The 17,720-nt window shown below is 56.0% G+C and carries 15 protein-coding genes; 5 read left to right on the top strand and 10 right to left on the bottom strand.

Annotated features, from left to right (window positions below; translation table 11 throughout):
- Positions 1–175 precede the first annotated feature (175 nt).
- The 3 genes from IEX44_RS04545 to IEX44_RS04535 all read right to left on the bottom strand — a co-directional run bounded on the left by IEX44_RS04545 (position 176) and on the right by IEX44_RS04535 (position 3,788).
- The gene (locus IEX44_RS04545; protein ID WP_188689395.1) at positions 176–1,792 is read right to left on the bottom strand and encodes a methyl-accepting chemotaxis protein; all 1,617 of its coding nucleotides are present in this window, start codon (positions 1,790–1,792) and stop codon (positions 176–178) included.
- Positions 1,793–2,006: 214 nt separating this feature from the next.
- Entirely contained in the window at positions 2,007–3,299 is a 1,293-nt protein-coding gene (locus tag IEX44_RS04540; protein WP_188689392.1) for an RNA polymerase sigma factor, read from the bottom strand.
- A gap of 60 nt (positions 3,300–3,359) precedes the next feature.
- Entirely contained in the window at positions 3,360–3,788 is a 429-nt protein-coding gene (locus IEX44_RS04535; protein WP_188689389.1) for a YciI family protein, read from the bottom strand.
- A 266-nt stretch (positions 3,789–4,054) separates the two neighbouring features.
- Between IEX44_RS04535 and IEX44_RS04530 the strand changes: the two genes are divergently transcribed.
- Positions 4,055–6,136 (top strand): putative bifunctional diguanylate cyclase/phosphodiesterase, encoded by a 2,082-nt coding sequence (locus IEX44_RS04530; RefSeq protein ID WP_188689386.1) that lies wholly within the window; start codon positions 4,055–4,057, stop codon positions 6,134–6,136.
- Positions 6,137–6,139: 3 nt separating this feature from the next.
- On the opposite strand, the gene IEX44_RS04525 is transcribed toward IEX44_RS04530, so the two are convergent.
- The gene (locus IEX44_RS04525; protein ID WP_188689381.1) at positions 6,140–6,559 is read right to left on the bottom strand and encodes a VOC family protein; all 420 of its coding nucleotides are present in this window, start codon (positions 6,557–6,559) and stop codon (positions 6,140–6,142) included.
- A gap of 122 nt (positions 6,560–6,681) precedes the next feature.
- Here IEX44_RS04525 and IEX44_RS21295 point away from each other — a divergent pair, with 122 nt between their 5' ends.
- From IEX44_RS21295 to IEX44_RS04510, 3 genes are all read left to right on the top strand, one after another.
- On the top strand, positions 6,682–7,227 hold the full coding sequence (locus IEX44_RS21295; RefSeq protein ID WP_373287769.1) for an Imm42 family immunity protein: 546 nt from the start codon (positions 6,682–6,684) through the stop codon (positions 7,225–7,227).
- A 65-nt stretch (positions 7,228–7,292) separates the two neighbouring features.
- On the top strand, positions 7,293–7,520 hold the full coding sequence (locus tag IEX44_RS21290) for a polymorphic toxin type 47 domain-containing protein (RefSeq protein WP_373287761.1): 228 nt from the start codon (positions 7,293–7,295) through the stop codon (positions 7,518–7,520).
- A 1-nt stretch (position 7,521) separates the two neighbouring features.
- Complete coding sequence (locus IEX44_RS04510) at positions 7,522–7,962, top strand: hypothetical protein (RefSeq protein ID WP_188689376.1); 441 nt, start codon at positions 7,522–7,524, stop codon at positions 7,960–7,962.
- Positions 7,963–8,628: 666 nt separating this feature from the next.
- Here the strand turns inward: IEX44_RS04510 and IEX44_RS04505 are convergent.
- The 4 genes from IEX44_RS04505 to IEX44_RS04490 all read right to left on the bottom strand — a co-directional run bounded on the left by IEX44_RS04505 (position 8,629) and on the right by IEX44_RS04490 (position 13,293).
- On the bottom strand, positions 8,629–9,735 hold the full coding sequence (locus IEX44_RS04505) for a linear amide C-N hydrolase (RefSeq protein WP_188689373.1): 1,107 nt from the start codon (positions 9,733–9,735) through the stop codon (positions 8,629–8,631).
- Positions 9,736–9,818: 83 nt separating this feature from the next.
- Positions 9,819–11,174, bottom strand: a complete 1,356-nt coding sequence (locus tag IEX44_RS04500) for a hypothetical protein (protein ID WP_188689371.1) — start codon at positions 11,172–11,174, stop codon at positions 9,819–9,821.
- Positions 11,175–11,253: 79 nt separating this feature from the next.
- Positions 11,254–12,447, bottom strand: a complete 1,194-nt coding sequence (locus IEX44_RS04495; RefSeq protein ID WP_188689369.1) for a heme-binding protein — start codon at positions 12,445–12,447, stop codon at positions 11,254–11,256.
- 519 nt (positions 12,448–12,966) lie between these two features.
- Positions 12,967–13,293 carry a hypothetical protein gene (locus tag IEX44_RS04490; RefSeq protein ID WP_188689368.1) on the bottom strand — a complete coding sequence of 109 codons (327 nt, stop codon included), beginning with the start codon at positions 13,291–13,293 and terminating at the stop codon, positions 12,967–12,969.
- 222 nt (positions 13,294–13,515) lie between these two features.
- Here IEX44_RS04490 and IEX44_RS04485 point away from each other — a divergent pair, with 222 nt between their 5' ends.
- Positions 13,516–15,054, top strand: coding sequence for a hypothetical protein (locus IEX44_RS04485; RefSeq protein ID WP_188689366.1), 1,539 nt, complete (start codon positions 13,516–13,518; stop codon positions 15,052–15,054).
- A 22-nt stretch (positions 15,055–15,076) separates the two neighbouring features.
- Here IEX44_RS04485 and IEX44_RS04480 read toward each other — a convergent pair whose 3' ends face one another.
- Together IEX44_RS04480 and IEX44_RS04475 are read right to left on the bottom strand one after the other, a co-directional pair.
- Complete coding sequence (locus IEX44_RS04480) at positions 15,077–15,838, bottom strand: DUF2278 family protein (RefSeq protein ID WP_229678748.1); 762 nt, start codon at positions 15,836–15,838, stop codon at positions 15,077–15,079.
- 18 nt (positions 15,839–15,856) lie between these two features.
- Entirely contained in the window at positions 15,857–17,626 is a 1,770-nt protein-coding gene (locus IEX44_RS04475) for a phospholipase D-like domain-containing protein (RefSeq protein ID WP_188689364.1), read from the bottom strand.
- Positions 17,627–17,720 lie beyond the last annotated feature (94 nt).

Here is a 17,720-nt window from a genome sequence, read left to right as displayed (position 1 = left end):
GTATGAGAAATGTACCCAACCCGAACCCATCTGCAGCGATATGTGCGGTTGTTCAGGGGGGGCAATGGTTGTGAGGGCAGGGAGGCGTCTGGCCGGGGTGGCCGCCGCACCAAAACAAAGGGCATGTCACATCGTGACATGCCCTTGCTGATGAAGGATGACGGGGACAGGCGGCTTACAGGCGGAACTTGCCTACCATCTGGTTCAAACGCGCCGCCACATTTTCAATCTCGCCGGCGGTGTCCGTCGCACGGTGGATCGACGCTGTGGTTTCTTCCACCATGCGGCTGATGTCTTCCACGCGGCCGGCAATGCTATTGCTGGCTTCACTTTGTTCACGCGTGGCGCTGGCCATTTCGTTCAGGCGGCCCAGTGTGGCTTGTGCCCCGCCATGAATACGGCTGAGCGATTCGGCAACGTGGTGCGCGACTTCTACGCCGTGTTCAACTTGCGGCAAGGCTTCATCCATCACCGCAACGACAGAGTCGGTCTCGGTTTGTACGTCGGCCAGCATTTTCTCAATATCAACCGTGGCACTGCTGGTGCGTTCAGCCAGTTTGCGTACTTCATCGGCCACCACGGCAAAGCCGCGGCCCTGTTCACCCGCGCGGGCGGCTTCAATGGCGGCGTTCAATGCCAGCAAGTTGGTCTGGCCTGCAATTTCCTTGATCACGGCGGCAATGCTGGAAATCTCGCGGGATTTGGCATCCAGGTTCCGGATCTGACCCGAAGCGCGGGACACGCTGCCGGCGATATTGCCCATGGCCTGAGAGGCTTCATTCACTTGGGTGACGCCCTCGGCCGCCAGTTCGGTCGCCATGCGGGAGGTCTGCTCCGCATCGCCGGTGTTGTCAGAAATGTGGTTGATGCTGACGGTCAGTTCTTCCATGGCTGCGGCCATGGAAGAGGTTGAATCCGTCTGGCGACCGGCTGCGACAGAAATCTCGCGGCTGGCACCGGCAATGGAGGACGCATGGTGTTCCAGCTGGCGTGCATCGGTCTGGATGCCAGACATCACCGTACTCAACGATTGGCGCATGCGCTCAACCTCGCCCAGGATACTGCGCGACGGGGCGTTGACGCGGCGATTGCTGGTCAGGTCGCCAGCGGCCACTTGCGAGACCAGTTTTACCACTTCATCCGGTTCGCCACCCAGCGTGCCGGTCAGCCCACGGACGGCGATGATGAGGATGGCGCCAATGATGGCAGCCATGACGAGGCAAATCATCACCTGCCAGCGCGCGTTGCTCCAGAATCGGGCGTCGGCTTCAGCAAAGCTGATGCCGCTCCCCACTACCCAACCCCATTTGGGCGTACGCACGGCCACGGACAAGAGATCGACGACTTTGCCATCGCGCTTGCTGTCCCACCAGTAATCGGTCATGGCGCCACCGGATTTATCCAGTGCGGCAGCGGCAATCGCCCCCACGCTATTGCCCTTGGAGTCTTTGAAATCATTAAAGCTGGTGCCGACCAGTTGCGGGTCCAGCGGGGTGGCGACAAACACCAGTTTGTCGTCCGTGACGTACACGTATTCGGATTCGTGATACTTGTTTTCACGCAGAATTTGCGCGGCGAGCGCTTTGGCATCGGCCTCGCTCAATTTGCCGTTGGCGCTGGCGTTTTCCATCTGCACGATGGTGTTGTAGGTGGTTTTCACCAACTGTTTGATCCGCGCACGGTTGTCCTGGTCGCTGGCACTGCGCAGTACGTACAGCCCGACCAGCATCATGCCCAGCAAAAACACCAGTACAACCACAGTCAGGCCCCAGGCCTTCTTCTTCAAAGTCATTTCAAAATCCCCTGTTTGGCTTGTCAGGTTGGTCCGCCGTTCTGATGACGCGGTGCCAACCTCTGCTTTGTAGCACCTTTAGCATAATTCGCGGTGGTGGCTTGCTCTGCATTTAAGCAAATGACTTGCAATATAACTGCAATCAAAGAGAATGAAAAACCCTTGAAAGCCAAGTGCAGTAACGGATACAGGGTAATAGTGCGGCTTGCCGGGTTTAGCCAATGGTGTCAGGTTTCGGCAACAAATGGCTTTGGCAGGTCTGCGCACGGGCCAGCAGCAAGGTTCGTTCGGGCAGGTTGCGGGTCATGGCTGCGGCGCGTTCAAAAGCCGTGCAGGCTTCTTGAAAACGGCCAAGCCGGAACAGAAAATCAGCGCGCACGGCGGGTAGCAGGTGGTACTGATGCAGGGTGGGTTCATCCATCAGGGCATCGACTGCGACCAGGCCTGCTTCTGGTCCGAAAGCCATGCACACCGCCACCGCCCGGTTAAGCTCTACCACGGGTGAGGGTGACACCTGTGCCAGCGCGTCGTACAAGGCGCAGATCTCATGCCAGTCGGTTTCTTCGGCCGTGCGGGCGCGGGCATGGCAGGCGGCAATGCTGGCTTGTAACGCGTAGGGCCCCAGCAAGCCGCCCAGTGCGCGAGCCCGGTTCAGCGCTGCCAGCCCCCGCTGGATCAAAAGGTGATCCCACCGCGCCCGGTTTTGTTCCAGCAATAAAACGGGCTGGCCGTTGGCGCCGGTACGTGCCCGCGCGCGAGACGCCTGGATTTCCATTAATGCGACCAGTCCGTGAACTTCAGATTCATTGGGTGCCAGCGCCGCCAGAATCCGTCCCAGGCGCAATGCTTCATCGCACAATGACGGGCGCATCCAGTCGTCCCCGGCCGTGGCGGCGTAGCCTTCGTTAAAGACCAGATAAATAACGGCGAGGACGGAACCAAGGCGCTCGGGTAAATCCTGTTCTTGCGGCACTTCAAAAGGGACTTGTGCGGCTGAGAGTGTGCGTTTGGCCCGGACAATGCGCTGGGCAATGGTGGGTTCAGACACAAGAAAAGCCCGGGCAATTTCATCCGTCGACAAACCACCCAGTAATCGCAAAGTCAGCGCTACGCGTCCTTCTGGTGGTAGCACCGGGTGGCAGGCAATGAACAGCAGACGTAGTACATCGTCACCGATCGGGTCATCCAGCGCCGCAAGCGGGTCGACTTCAGCCAGATCTTGTTCAATCAGGAGGTCCCGGCCGAGCTCTTCATGTTTGGTATGTTGCAGTTTGTGATGCCGCAAGCGATCCAGCGCGCGGTGTTTGGCAGCAGTCATCAGCCATGCAGCCGGGTTGTCCGGCACCCCGGTCTGGGGCCAGGTTTCCAGCGCACTCACAAGGGCATCTTGCGCCAGTTCTTCGGCCAGGCCTACGTCACGCAGCATGCGCGTCAACGCGCCAATAATGCGGGCGGACTCAATATGCCAGACCGCTTCAATGGCCTTATGGGTAGCAAGCTGGCTCACGACGGTTTCCGCAGTCAGGAGAGGCAGCCCGCTGGGGCGCGGGCTGCAGCAGCAGGGCGCTTAGTGCCCTTGTCTGGTCAGTTGATCACGCAAGCGGGCTTCAGATTCGCGTGCTTCAGGGGTGAATTCGTCGCCAAAGTCTTCGGCTTCGAAAATCTGGCGGATTTCAATGTCGCTCTCGGTGTGGAACGGGTTGGGCGAGCGTTTGACCCACTCAATACATTCTTCAAGCGACTTGGTTTGCATGATCCAGAAACCCGCGATCAGCTCTTTGGTCTCGGCAAAAGGGCCGTCAATCACGGTGCGATCTTTGCCAGAAAAACGAACACGGGCGCCTTTGGCGCTCGGCTGCAAACCTTCTCCCGCCAGCATGACGCCAGCCTTGACCAGTTCTTCGTTGTACTTGCCCATGGCGGTGAGGGTGGCTTCATCCGGCATCGCGCCCGCTTCGGATTCCTGGGTAGACCTGACAATGACCATGAAACGCATGATGTAGCTCCTTGATTGAGATTGGGACGCCGTCGGAAAACCTGTTGTTTGGGCATCTATAAGCACGACGAACCAGTCAGCGCAGAATCGACATGGATCGGAAAAAAAATTGCATGGGCAAGACAAACCCTTTGAAGGGGCAGGTTAGCCCATCTTGCGCGGTGTTGCTGACTGCTGTCGCGCATTTGGTAAGTGCCTGCCACGTGCTTGCCAATGCAGTGTTATAACGGTTAAAAGCGATTATCCGCACCTGATTGAGTTCACCGATGTCCTCGTCGTCCCTCACTACGCCCGGCGCCATGCTGCAACTCGAAACCATGGAGTTGCGCACGCTGTTTGATGGCGTTGGGGCCTATTTTTTTATTAAAGACCTGCATGGCCGGTATTTGTTTGCCAATCAGGCGGTGTGCAATCTGTTCCGTTGCCACCTGGCGGATTTGCTGGGCCGTGATGACAGCTATTTCTTTGATCTGCAACGAGGCCAGATCCAGACGCGTAATGATGTGCGCGTGCTGACGCACGGTGAAGAACTGCACGAGCGTGAAGAAGTCTTTTTGCAGGGTGAAGACACGCCGCGCGTGTTCTGGGTGGTTAAAGTCCCGATTTGTGATCCGGCTGGCAAGGTGAGCGGCATGTGCGGGATTGCTACGGATATCACACATCGCCAGCGGCAGGCGCAAGAGGACATTGACCATAACGAAATGCTCAATGCGGTGCTGTCCAATGTCGATGCCTACATCTATCTGAAAGACCACGCTGGCCGCTATTTGTACGCCAACGCCAAGGTGCTCACGCTCTACGGCCGGGGGCTGGATGACGTGATCGGCCACACCGATCAGGAATTGTTGCCCGTTGAAGAGGCCACGCAACTAGCGGGTATGGACCAAGCCGTGCTCCACAGCGGAGAACGCGCATCGGCAGAAGAAGTCATTGTCGATACGGATGGCGAAGCCAGGCATTTCTGGTCAGTGAAGATGCCGCTTAAATTGCCCGGGCAACCGCCGGCGCTGATCGGTTTTTCGTCAGATATCACCGAGTTGCTGCAACTCAAGCGTGGCATGGAACAGCACCGGACCACGGATACGCTGACCGGCTTGCCCAATCGCCCCCAGTTTGAGCGGTTGCTGGCGCAACGCATTGAAGCGACGCCGCAGCAACTGCTGGCGGTGTTTTTGTTTGATCTGGACCAGTTCAAATATCTGAATAACAGCATGGGCCATGCGGCGGGCGATGAAGTTTTGAAAGAAGTCGCGGCGCGTATTGATGACTGCTCCTGGTTGCCCGGCCCCACCGCGCGCCTGGCCGGCAATGAATTCGCCCTGACCGTGACCGGGTTTGGTGATATCGACGGGCTGACACGCATTGCCAATCAGGTTCAGCACTTGCTGGAGCAGCCGGTGCGCCTGGGCTCGCAACTGTTTCAACTCACCGCCGGCATGGGCATCAGTGTTTACCCCGCAGATGCAATCCATGCTGACCAGTTGGTGGCGCGCGCTGAAGCTGCCATGTTTGATGCCAAAGAAAAAGGACGCGGGCGTTTTCGTTTTTACTCCGCAGAACTGGGCGCGGCGGTGGCCGCGCGCTTGTCGCTGGAGCGCGATCTGCGTGCCGCACAAGACAACCATGAGTTCGAGTTGTACTACCAGCCCAAGATCGACGCCCGCAATGGCAAGGTCGTAGGGGCTGAAGCCTTGCTGCGCTGGCATCGCGGCGGCCAGGGCATGGTTTCTCCGGCCCTGTTTATTCCGTTGGCAGAACAACTGGAGTTGATCGTCCAGATCGGCGATTGGGTCATTGCCCAGGCCTGCCGTCAATTGCAGGCATGGCACGCAATGGGGCTGACCGGGATGAAGCTGGCGGTGAATCTCTCGGTAGCACAACTCAATGATGCCGGTCTTGCGGTCCGGGTCGCCGACCAGATACAGCGTTACGGGATCGGCCCTGATCAGCTTGAACTGGAAATCACCGAGTCGATGATGATGTCTGACCCGGAACAAGCCATTGCCAACCTGCAAGCCTTGCGTGCGCTGGGCGTCACCTTGTCGATTGACGATTTTGGCACGGGCTATTCATCCATGGCGTATCTGAAACGCTTGCCGGTTTCTGCGCTCAAGCTGGATCGCAGTTTTATCCAGAATATTGATCAGGATGCTACCGATGCCGATTTGTGCGCAGGGGTTATTGCACTGGCACACATGCTCGGGCTGCAAGTTGTGGCAGAGGGCGTGGAAACCCCGGCCCAGCGCGACGCGCTGTTGAGCCGGGATTGCGACTACTTTCAGGGGTATCTGTTTGCACGCCCGTTGCCGGTGACCCAGGCCACGGCCTATCTGCAACAAGCCGCCTGAGCGTTACACCCGCAGATTGTCGTGCAGGTCGAACACCCAACCGTCCTCGTAAACGACTTCAAACAAATGACCATCCGGGTCTTTGAAGTACCCGGCAATACCCCAGGCGTTTGCGGTGGCGGGTTTGACCACGCTGCCACCGGCCTGCGCGGCCAGGGTTAGCGTGTCAGATACTTCATCCGGGTGCCGCGCCACATAAGCCAGTGCCATACCGCCAAACCCTTGGCCAGTAGCATCCAGGCTATTGCAGTCTTGCGCCATCTCTGCGCGTGGCAACAAACCTAATACCACCCCACCCAGATCAAATTTGGCAAAGCCTGCATGACTGGTTTGTGCCAACCGCCACCCCACCGCTTCATAAAACGCGACGGACCGGGTCACGTCGGCCACACCGAGCAAGATCAGGTTGAGTCTGGAGCGCATGGGTTGCCTTATCTGGAAGCGGTGCCTGGCAGCATAGCCTGGTGGCGAGCGCTTGCGCCGGGCGGCCCCCAACGACCTTGGCGCTTGAGCGCAAGGCTGGCAAAACAGGTCGTTTCACATCAATGCGAGTGGTTGTCACCAAATTGCCACACTTTCCTTTGCGTTGGTCAGATCACCTTTCTACTGGCTGCCCAAAGCCGCTCACCCGTACGAGGGCCGCTGCACCAGTGCAAAAGGCGTGGAATATATCGCCGCAGATTGATCCTGTCAGCTATAGCAAATGGCCAATTCCAACTCTCACGGTAACTGAGAATGGGCTGATGGTATCTTCCAGTTCCAGTCACACGCCCGGTGGCAAGGGAAACAGACTCAATGCGGGTATCGAACCCGGAAACTATCCAGACTTGTTTAACTCCTCTATACCAGGGCAAGACAGAGCACGCTATGTGACTGGCGAGCGGCAATGTTATTCGCTTTTTTCAGACCGAAATATCTCGGATGAAGGTTGCTACATTTTTCTTGCGGAATGTGATGGAGAAGCAAGAGTAATTTGGGGTTATCAGGATGATGAGGACACCGCTCGCGAATTTATCCTCAAGAAAGGAGAGTTTCAGAGCGTAGTCCAGTCATTGCTGGACCGGTTTACGTCGAGCACAACACCGACCTGAAAAGGGGCCGTCACTACCGGTAGCCAGCCTTTGCTCTTATTGGCGTTGGCAAAGTCGAGTTCACGTTGACAAAATGGGGCGTTGACGAGAAAGGCAAAAATTTTCCCGCGGAGTATCGGGTATGGTCCAGGTCAAATAGTGGGGCTGAAGTCAGCGTAGATCAGGCGCATGAGCAAAATGGACCAGGCGTTGCGCATGTGGGCTTTCAAACAACCGGGAAAACAACACCGTCGGGCATGTTGTTCTGGATGACGTTTCTGTATTTCTGTAAATCGACCAGTTCGGTGACATAAAATGCGTTACATTGCGGATGATTTTTTGCAGGAGTCGATTCGTCAGAATTTGGCTGTTCTGGAGTTGCCCATCGACGAGGTAGAAAGAATAAGAAATAGGGTCGAAGAGAAGTACGCTAGAAAAGGTCTGGCATCCCTTTGGCAGAGAATAGTGGTGCCCCAAAATTCAAGGCATTGTCCCGGCGGGAAAGATTTATTGAAATTTCTTCCTTCGGGAGAAGCTATTATCTTTTTTGAGAAAGATGCTGATGAAAGTGCTTTTCGGATGGGTGATCTGAGGGATATATCAGCGGTAGTTCTGGAATTGTTTAATTTTGTTTTTTATGTCACAAATGAAAGTTGTGATTATCTTTTTTGCTGGAATGATCATGAGTTCTTGATCGGGGCGGGAGACGCTTCGGAATGGATTTCACTGTTGAATAGCAAGCGTCACCCGACATGAGTGTAAATCATGGTACGTGCAGGAGACACCTACCAGGAAGGATATCGGCAGCAAGATAATGCCGAACGCCCAATCGGTGCTGGACAAGTATACGTATAGCTTCACCCGGTATTTGTACAAAGGATTCAAGTCATGGATTTCAATATTTCAATTTTTTACATACTGTTTTTTTATGGGGCAATCCATACGATTGCCGTTGCTTATGTTATGAAGGAAACCAGAAGAGTCTCAATGTTTGAGGCATTTCAGAACAATAATTCCTTTTTCTATAAGGTGATTTTTACCGGAAAATACAAGGAAGAGGTATCGAGTGATTTGCATTACATCTGCAAGTTTTGCAGATATGGATTTTTTATATTTATACCGGCGTTTGTTTTTCTCTCAATAAGAATTATTTTCTATACATGAATGCTTGACCTTTCTACAGAATGCATCGCCGGAGCAGGCTATTTCCCGGCCGGGATCATGGCTTGTCAGGAAGGGTTGTCCAAGCCCGCTCCCGGAGGCGCCACAAGGTACGGTTCTTTGCATGGCTGAGCTGCCGCTGAACAGGCTCCGGTTTTTTTGCCGACTCATTTGATCCTCTGGCCGGGTGAAATCCATGATGCCTTTTATGGATTTCACCCAATGAGCTGCTTATTGCGGACCAGCGTCGTGCCATCCCCTTCACCCCACTCTCGCTGGCATGAACTCAAATGGTTTGGCAGTCACAAACTGTCCAGAGGTCTCGCCAGAGAATACTTGGCCGGCGTCGATGATCAACTTGCGTACCGGGGCGCCGGGTTTGAGGTAGAGTTTGTGCATGTCTACCCAGAAGGTGTCCGGGCGGGTGGCAGAGTCAAAGTAGTAAACCAGGTTTTTCTGGTCAGCCACCGTGCGCCAGATGGTCGATGAGAGGTTGGGCTGATCGGGTGTCGAGATGCCCAGGGGCACGCTGACGGAACGCATTACGCTCATCACGCTGGCGACGGACTGGTAGGCATAAGACTGCTGCGGTACGCCGACGATGTAGTTGGGGTCGATCTGTTTGGGAATAGCATCCAGCAGGAAGGATGCCCGCACAAAGCGGTCAGCAGCACGGTTGGTGCCAGGCAAGAATGTCAGGCCGCCCACGCCGCGCCAGTAGGTGTCCAGCGCCAGTTGTTCGCTGTAAATGGGTGAGTTCGTCATGATCTTGTATGGCTTGCCGTGGTGGATGACCAGCTTGCCGTCCAGGTATTCCAGAATGGCGGAGTCCCCGCTGGCATCAGACAGTGACAGGTGGATTGTCAGCGGTTTGCCGTTGGGCAGGGGTGGGGCGATGATCTGGAAAGGTTCTTTTTCCAGTACTGCCACCGCTTCATCAACGGTGGCGAAGTTATCCAGCGCGTATTGCGCCCACAGGCTGATGGACATCGGTACGCGGGCTGGGTCCGGTTTGCCGTAATCGGTTTCGGACAGATAAAGCGCATTGGCCACAAGGCCACGCTCGTTCATGCCATCCACGCTGCCGATCTCATAACCTGACACGATTACGCTGCCATATCTGGAGGTCCAGTGCGGTGTACGCGGGCCGGCCCGGCCATCCCGCTGCATGCCGGCGGGGAACACCCAGACGTTGGAGCGCATGTCTTCCGACCAATCCATATTGCGACCCGTAATGACCTGATGATCTGCGCCGACATACAGCACGCGGGTGCAGGCATCCACGGTGCCGATGGGCAAAGCCAGCAGCGTGGCGCAAAGGGTGCTCAGAACTCGGCGCAAAACGGGGGCAGGGGCGGGCAGGCGCATGGGGTCTCCAGGGTGGCGGTCAGGCGGGAAGGCGCGGGTAGCACCGGGTTTGAGCTTAGACCACGGTCAGCGCCGTTGCTGCTTTACAGGCCGGTATCCGGAGGGGATATGCGTGCCAGCATGATGGTGTATTCCTCAGCCGCGATCTGCCGGAACTGGGTTTTGACGATGGCAATGCGCTCCTCATTGTCGTCCTGCGCAAACAACCGCGTCGCGGCATTGTGGACCACCAGTTCAGGCTGTTCTACCCGCGGTAGTTGAGAGTCCGTGACCATGTCCGGGCGTTGGTCCATGGCCTGGACCAGCAGATAAACCGGCACCACATCTCCTAGCCCGATGGGTAACAGCGTGGTAGCGTTCTCGCCAAAATGGCGTCGCACGATGGCTTGTGACCCCAGGCGCAAAGTGAAGCGGAAGGGAAAACCGGTTCTGATCGAGAGCAATACCGGGTCTGCCGTGGCGACTTGTTCGATTGAATTGATGCCCTCAGCTTCCAGCGTGGCGACCACTGGCAGCGTGACGCCTTCCAGCACCAGCAGTTTGTCCGGGGCGTTTTCGCGTCTTTCCTGATCGCCCAACTGCGGGAAGCCAAACCGGCGAAATTGCTTGAGCAATACATCGACCGGAAACGTACCCAGGGCGAAGGCCGTCAGGACATGCATCCCGTTATCGACCTTGATGTTCTCAATGACCAAGGCGATGGGAACCGCCAGAAACAGCCGTAACGAGTACCAATACACGTCAGAAATATTCAGGCATCGGCGGCGAATACTCAGGACCGAATCACTGACCACAAACATGAATGCGCCAGAGAGCGACGCCACCAGGAGTGCCTGAGGTAACTGATAAACGCACACCACCTGCATGGTGCGTGGTTCCGGACATTGGGCCAGGAGATAGTTGGTCGCAACCACCGCTGAACTGGCCCATGCCACGATCAGTAAAATCACGAATGGCACCATAAACGGCAGCAGGCCGTATTGCTCGTGATAGATGCGTGCAAATAACCGGTCGCAGAGTTCGGGGGTGGATTCAGACAGCCTGCGCCAGTCGTCCCTTGGCGCCCCAGGCTTGAGTATCTCGGCGTCTTCCAGCGCGTGAATCAATCTTGGCGACCAGAAACGCTGCAAATAGGCCGCCAGTGCACCGCCTTTCAGACTGTTGAGAAATTCGCTGTAACGGGTAAACCAGCCCTGGCTGAGAAACATGATCAAGGGCGTGCCACACAACACCGTTGAAAATGCGCCGAGCACGATCACCATGCACAGAATGCCTGGCGGGACATCGGTCAGGGTGATGAAGATGCCGCCGCATACGTTGACCAGCACCATGACACTGGTCAGCAATACGGCGCGCTGGCTCGCGCGCAAGTGGGATTCAGTCAGTGGAGAAGGGCGACGGCCCTTGCCGAATCCATCTCTGGCAGATGCGCTGGACATGATGCGAACCACGCTGATTCAACCCGGAAAAAGCGGGTCAAGCTGGTGGTGAATGCCAGCCAGCATGACCCGCGATCACTCAGGAGGTCCAGGCCGACGGCGGCACCGGCACGGCTGCGTGCGGCACCAGCGTCCCCACAGACACATGTGGCCAGGTGAGTCCGTTGAAGTTCAGAAACACGGTCTGGCTGTACTGGATCTGCGTTGTGTGGAACTTCAATGTGATGGGCGCGGTAATGGCATGCGGTGGCGTCACAGTAAAGGCCGGCATGGGTTGGCCGGGGTGGGCAGGCGTGTCCGGATGCAGGGTGAGCGCCGGCTGGCCGGGAGTGAAAATTGGCACATGCAGCAGGACTTCGATCGTTTCTATCCAGAATGTGGCAGTCATCTGCACGGTTTGCGCGTTTTGCACTGCGGGGTTGGGGTTGGTCAGGGCGCTGGGCGCACCCAACAGAAAGGCAATATTGTCTGTGCCACCACCAAACAAAGGATTGGCCGGCGACGTCGAGATATTGATCACCGTTGTCGACACAATGTTCTGATTGGCAATGTGTTCGCGAAGCAACGTATTGGGGTCATCCAGCATGGCCTGGGTGATGGTGCCGGCACTGATCCAGGAGGTCAGATCCTGCGGAATACGCGGTGTACCCTGTGTGGCGGCCTTCTGGCTGTCAAACGGGATTTTCTGCGCGGGGTTGCCGGCCGAGAATGGCGTGATGTCGACCGTCGGGATGGCTGGTTTGCCGTTCAGTGTGGTGGAGAAACCCTGCGCCACAATGGTCGTGCCGTGCGGGATTGAAGCCATCCGGGCCACCGTGAAACCTTCTTTCGGGTCATCCGTGGCGGGTATGGCCAGCCATAAACCAGGTTCCAGGTGAATCCCGGTACTGGTATTGGCGATCGTCACATCGTTGATACTTTGCAGATACGGCACGCCATTCAGGAACATATCTCCCTGCACCATACCCCGGTTGGGCACGGAACCGAGTGCCGGCGAGAACGACAGTGTTTCAGAAGTGAGATTGAGTTCAAGAATGTTGTCACTACCGGGCTGCATGACCGGTAACTGCGTGGGTGTTTTGGCATTTTGTGGCCGGAAAATCGTATTGAAACCGGAGCCGGTCCAGGTGCCGGTAAATGCCGCTAACGGGCCTAGAGAAGGCGTTAAATTAACGGGCAGATTTCTGATTCTGGGCAGGATTGCCGAGACTTCATTGAAGCGAAAACCCACAGGCAATTCAGCCGCGGTTGTCAGACTTTTCAGTTCAGGCATGGCTCATTCCTTCGCAATCAATATGGCGAAAACGCCGACTTCCCCTTGTTCCGTTGCTAAAGGGGTGTTTTTGCGGGGTTGGGCCGTCTGCTGGGGACTGAATGACGGAACGGTCTTGGCTTTGATTGTTCTGAAGCGGTTATTGCGCAATAGCCATGTGATAGGTGCTTGTCAGCGCATTTGCTATGGCAGTGTCAGAACATTCCGACAGAAGGAGTGAATTGAAATTATTACGGAGCCGATTATCGGAAATGGGAGAATTGGGGCTGAAACTGGCCGTTTTTATCAGTGTTTAAAATGAAGGTAAGCATATACCATCTAGCTAACTATTCATGAATTAAGCAAATGGTTAAATTTTCATTTTTTTATATTGCTTTTATTTATTTCAGCTTCGGACAGATGGTAAGCGACAATTGAACTGGATAATAAAATTCATTAAAGCGCACAAAACAAGAATGCGATCAGATAAATTGTACACAACGTGTCGCAACACATTCCATCAGACCATGGCTAGCCAGATCAGGCACTGAAATAGCGTCGCCAGAATTGCTCGCGGCATGCATTGTCAAAACTGATACGTACCGGTGATACGGCGGTATGACTCGCCGGTTGCTGTAGTACTTCGTAGTTGATCCAGCATTCGGCACAGGCCAGATCTGCAGGGAACTGGTCTTGCTCCAGCAGGCGGCGAACCACCGCGCCGTTATCAAACGTGCAGGTCACATCCTGGCGGGTGACTTCATACCCGTCATCCATCCAGCTTTCCATGGTGGTTTCGGTATGAACGATCTTCGCGCTGGATCGTGCGCCATGCATGGCGTTGATGTAATCAACCAGATGAGACATGAAGCGGCAAGGCAGGGTAAACGGCAGAGGCGCCATATTAAGGTGCATGCTCTTGATTATTCAACCCTTTTGTCATGTCGACTATTACACCTCTGACTGCGTTGGCATCCGCCTGTTTCAAGAAAGCCCGGCCTTTGCCGATAGCCTGTATGCCGGATGTATCTGCGTGTATCAAACATGCCCGTTGTTTCCTGTGCCCGTCCCCCTTTGCGGATTCTGCCCATGACCGTGATTGCTTCCGTTTCCGCCAGCATCCTGCCCGATCACACCGGGCTGGCCAGTGCGGTGCGCCATGATGCAGACACAACGCTACCCGCTTCGATACAACCCTCTGTCGTGGTGAATCTGAGCGCTGCCAGCACGAGTGCCAGTGCGCAAACCTATTCCGCACAAGGCACCCTGGCGGGTGGAGGTCAGCTGGTTTGGCGCAATAATGTACAAGACCCGATTTCGGTGATGATGGCGCATCAATTTCGCGCCAACACGCTCAGTGAGCGCTTCAGCGGTTTGGGGGCAGCCTTGCTGGACAATTTCAACAAGGGCAGCAGCAATTACAGCCAGAGCGTGCAAGTGCAGGGCGCCAGTGGGCCATCCACCGCACCGGCCAACATGCACGGTGATGTATCCCTGCGCATCAAAACCCGTAGCGGCGCACTGGTCACGCTGAGCATCACGAGCCTTGCAAATGGCATGGACATCAAGGTGCAGAGTGATAGCACGCTGACGGATGAAGAGCGTGGCGCGATTGCCAACCTGGCCGATGGTTTCCAGAGCGCACTCGACGGGCTGACTCAGGTCCCGCCCAAACTCAACCTGACTGGTCTGGCCGGATTTGATACGCGACAACTCAGTTCGGTGGATCTGCAATCCAGCCTGAATAATGGTGCGGTAGTGCCCAGCAGCGCCGATGTGCATCTGGACAAGCAAAACAGTGCGGTCAAGGTGAGCTTGCCCGAAGGCAAGATGCAGTTGAGCGTGAGCACCGGTAACCCGGCGATTCAGGGCTCTGCCGGCCAGCGTGCTGCCGCAGTCGCCAATCTGATTGAACAACTGGATAACGCAGCCCGCCGCGGCCATGGCAACCCCACGCTGGTCAGCATGTTCAAGGACGCATTCACCACCTTCAATGGCAAGGCCGGCACGCTGGATTCGGCAGTGATGAATCTGCCGCTTAATGATCGGGAGCACGCCATGCTGACCGGGCTGGCTGATTATTCCGGATCAATCACCGACACGCCCACGCACCCCAATCCGTTGCGCCCCGGCGAAGTGGATAAATTTGAATGGACGGCTTCACAAAGCACGACCTTCAAGGGCAGCACGGCGGATGATCACACCATCACGCAAACCCAGAAAATGCATTTGACCGCGGCCTATCACCGCCCGCTCAAGCCGGGGCAGCCGTTACAACTGTCGACCGATCCTGATTCACAGAATTACTACTACGACGTAGTCAACGACGATGCGCAAAGCCGCGCTGATGTCGCCATGCAGAACGGCCTGCTGACCAATGCCACGCTCACTCAGTCGGCCGATCAAAACCTGCATGAGATCAAAGTGGTCAAAAACAAGATCACCGATGACCATACCGTGCCTGGACATCAGGCGCGCACGCTGGATCTGCTCAATCTGCTGAACCAGGTGCCGCTGGATGGCACACCAGACCAAAGCAGGAACCTGGGCGATACCGACCCCAACCTGATCAAGGTACATAACCTGGTGTTGCTGACCTCTGTACTCAGCAGCAACGACGCCAGCTGATCAAGCCGGATCAGCTGGCGTTCTACTGCTGGCTACTCAGAAAAGTGTCAATGGGCCGGGCGTTATCTGCGGGATCGCCATTGGCCAGCGTTGGCAGATATTGGGACTGGAACGCCGTGAAAATGGCCGTGAAGCCATCGCCACGCTGCACTATCACTGCGCCATCCTGAAATGCGCCGTTTTCACCGGCATGCCCGCCATCGCGCGGGTTGCCCTGGTTCATATGGGTCTCGTGCAGCCCGTCTTCTGCGGGCTGAAATAAAAAACCGAATCCGTAAACCATGACGCTGGCGTCGGTGGGTTTCCAGAAATCCCGTTCTTGCGTGGTATGGCCGTTATTAAACGGATAGGGAAAAGAGGCTGTGTTTTTCTCATCAATGCTGAGCAATTGGTCAATCTGGTCATTGATGTCAAAGTGATTGCCATCGTTATCCTCATACGGCACAGGCCGAAAACGGGATATATCCAGCAGGCTTTTATCCTGCCAGTAGTCCAGGCGTGGAAAACCATCCGTGTATAGGCCTGGTTGCAAAGCTTTGAGTTTGTCGACAACCGGATCGCTGAAGTGCAGATCGATATACGACAACACGCGCGTATCGTGATTGTCGCCGGCCGGTACTTGCGAGGCTGAATTGACGACGATATTGAATTGTTTGCCGCCGTTATCCACGGTAATGATGTAATGCGGATTGGCGTTATAACGCGTGAAATACGGTGCAGCCTGGATCAGCCAGCCCTTGATCATGCAATATTCAAGCCGTGGTTTGCCATGTCCGTTGCTCATGTCCGTCTCCGTTCTGGTTTATTGCTCGCCCAGCCAGAATTTCAGTTCGGCTGATTTGATCTTGTCTGCACTGACGTAGTTATCCTGCCAGTCTGCGTTGGCGGCCAGAAAATGCCAGGCATTGGCCGGATCTTTTTCCAGCCAGTAGCGCCAGGAATAGTGGTCGTAGACATCCAGACAATGCACGGCAAAGGCCTGTGCGGCTTCTCGATGCCCTCGGATGATATTCAGGTTTTCATCGTTGTCGTAAGACGCCTTGTAGCCGCAGTTATGGCTGCCGGTAATCACGACGCAGTTATCTGAAAAGGGGTCGATGACCACGATCTTGTCATGCACTACGGCGTGGCCTGCCTGATTCAGTTCTTGCGCCCACTGCCCGAATTTGTCGGCTTTATTGACGCCGCGGGTATGAATGACGCGAAAGTCTTCATCGGGCGGGGTGTCGCTGTTTTTCAGCCGCACCACTTTCTGGCCATCGCCGGTGACGTCCTGTTTGAACTGGGCTGCCGCGTACGGATCAGTGACCGCACCGCGCACAAACAGTGCCGGGTTGGCTTTGAGCGCAGCGCCAACCGCATCGACGATGCTGGGATAGCCAGGTTCAAACACCAGGAACAACACCGCTTGCGTCGCCTCACTGATCAGCTTGAACACGATATCCAGGTCCGGCGGGCGCACTTCATCTGGCCCCGGGCTGCTGGCGCGGGCATGGGGTGTGTTGGGGGAGAACCAGACCTCCAGACTGCCTTTATCCAGTCCGATGGGCTGACCGTGCGATGCCGAGCCTTGTTGCTGGCACCATTGGCGTAGCGCCGGTGCTTGTTGGGCCGTGACTGTGCCTTCGGTCAGGGTGTCGCCGTACAACTGATCCCAGTAGTTCTTGTAGGCCCTGGCAACATCCGGGTGGTGGATGATCACGGTGTTGTTGGTCTGCGCACACAGGCCGTGGGCGGTGACATTGGTCGAGCCAAACAGCGCATGCGTGGGCGTGGTGTCTTCCAGCAGCACCTGGAATTTGTTGTGGCCAATGTGGTTGGACTTCATGAAGCGATCCCGCACCTGGGCACCGGCGTCTTTGATCTCTTGCCGCTGTGGGGCGTAGGTATCGTTAGAGTCCTTGTCCGGCATGTTGGAGAGCACCAGATGGAGCTTGCTGCCCAGCTTTTTCAGTTCTCCAATCACTTGCGGGTCGTCGAACTCATAAAACGCGCAGTAAAGACTGCGATTGCCTTGCTGTGCGGCATCAGGCAGTACGGTCAGGGCCTCAATCATTTGCCCGGCCAGATCATTGCGTAGCGGGTCATCAATTGTATAAAGGGCTTTGGTCAGCGCCACGAGTGATGGTGCGGTGTCTGCCGTGGCACCCAGTTTGTCTGCAGTGGATTGCGTCGCCAGGATGCCCCGGTTGAAGTACACCGAAACCTGACCGTAGTCGGCGGAGAGAGTGACAGTATTGGTGGTCAGGGCGGGAAAGTGGGCGTCGGGCAGCGGCTGCAGTGCACCAGGCTGGCCGCCCATGGGCACGATCTTGTACTGCCAGGCTTTGCCCCGGCCTGCCGCAGTGGCGTAAACGTCTTTCCAGGAAAATTTCTGGACTGGATCATCCAGCGTGGTGCGATCTTTGGTGGCGTCCTGGCCATTAAAGGTGGCCATGGCAGGGAGCGGCGTTTGCTGGCCGGTGGCAACATCAATCCGGTAAATGGCAAAGCCCAGGCAACCGGGAATTTTTTGATCGTACCGCCAGGCTAGCCAGACAATGTCGTTGTTGCAGAACGCGACAGCTCTCATGGTGTTTCTCCTGATCAGAGACATGGGCGCGGGCGATCTGAATGGATATAGGTTTGCCTGCAAGCATAGATGGCTTTTTGTGCAGTGCAGGCGG

The organism is Silvimonas amylolytica (assembly GCF_014645555.1).
Classification (GTDB): domain Bacteria; phylum Pseudomonadota; class Gammaproteobacteria; order Burkholderiales; family Chitinibacteraceae; genus Silvimonas; species Silvimonas amylolytica.
The sequence above is the reverse complement of the archived record's forward strand: the minus strand, read 5'-3'. Positions and strand labels throughout refer to the sequence as shown.

Excerpts from the sequence above, each read along its gene's own strand:
- IEX44_RS04545 (WP_188689395.1), bottom strand. The coding sequence starts at position 1,792 with ATGACTTTGAAGAAGAAGGCCTGGGGCCTGACTGTGGTTGTACTGGTG.
- IEX44_RS04535 (WP_188689389.1), bottom strand. The coding sequence starts at position 3,788 with ATGCGTTTCATGGTCATTGTCAGGTCTACCCAGGAATCCGAAGCGGGC.
- IEX44_RS04530 (WP_188689386.1), top strand. The coding sequence starts at position 4,055 with ATGTCCTCGTCGTCCCTCACTACGCCCGGCGCCATGCTGCAACTCGAA.
- IEX44_RS04525 (WP_188689381.1), bottom strand. The coding sequence starts at position 6,559 with ATGCGCTCCAGACTCAACCTGATCTTGCTCGGTGTGGCCGACGTGACC.
- IEX44_RS21295 (WP_373287769.1), top strand. The coding sequence starts at position 6,682 with ATGCGAGTGGTTGTCACCAAATTGCCACACTTTCCTTTGCGTTGGTCA.
- IEX44_RS04510 (WP_188689376.1), top strand. The coding sequence starts at position 7,522 with ATGCGTTACATTGCGGATGATTTTTTGCAGGAGTCGATTCGTCAGAAT.
- IEX44_RS04505 (WP_188689373.1), bottom strand. The coding sequence starts at position 9,735 with ATGCGCCTGCCCGCCCCTGCCCCCGTTTTGCGCCGAGTTCTGAGCACC.
- IEX44_RS04500 (WP_188689371.1), bottom strand. The coding sequence starts at position 11,174 with ATGTCCAGCGCATCTGCCAGAGATGGATTCGGCAAGGGCCGTCGCCCT.
- IEX44_RS04495 (WP_188689369.1), bottom strand. The coding sequence starts at position 12,447 with ATGCCTGAACTGAAAAGTCTGACAACCGCGGCTGAATTGCCTGTGGGT.
- IEX44_RS04490 (WP_188689368.1), bottom strand. The coding sequence starts at position 13,293 with ATGTCTCATCTGGTTGATTACATCAACGCCATGCATGGCGCACGATCC.
- IEX44_RS04485 (WP_188689366.1), top strand. The coding sequence starts at position 13,516 with ATGACCGTGATTGCTTCCGTTTCCGCCAGCATCCTGCCCGATCACACC.
- IEX44_RS04480 (WP_229678748.1), bottom strand. The coding sequence starts at position 15,838 with ATGAGCAACGGACATGGCAAACCACGGCTTGAATATTGCATGATCAAG.
- IEX44_RS04475 (WP_188689364.1), bottom strand. The coding sequence starts at position 17,626 with ATGAGAGCTGTCGCGTTCTGCAACAACGACATTGTCTGGCTAGCCTGG.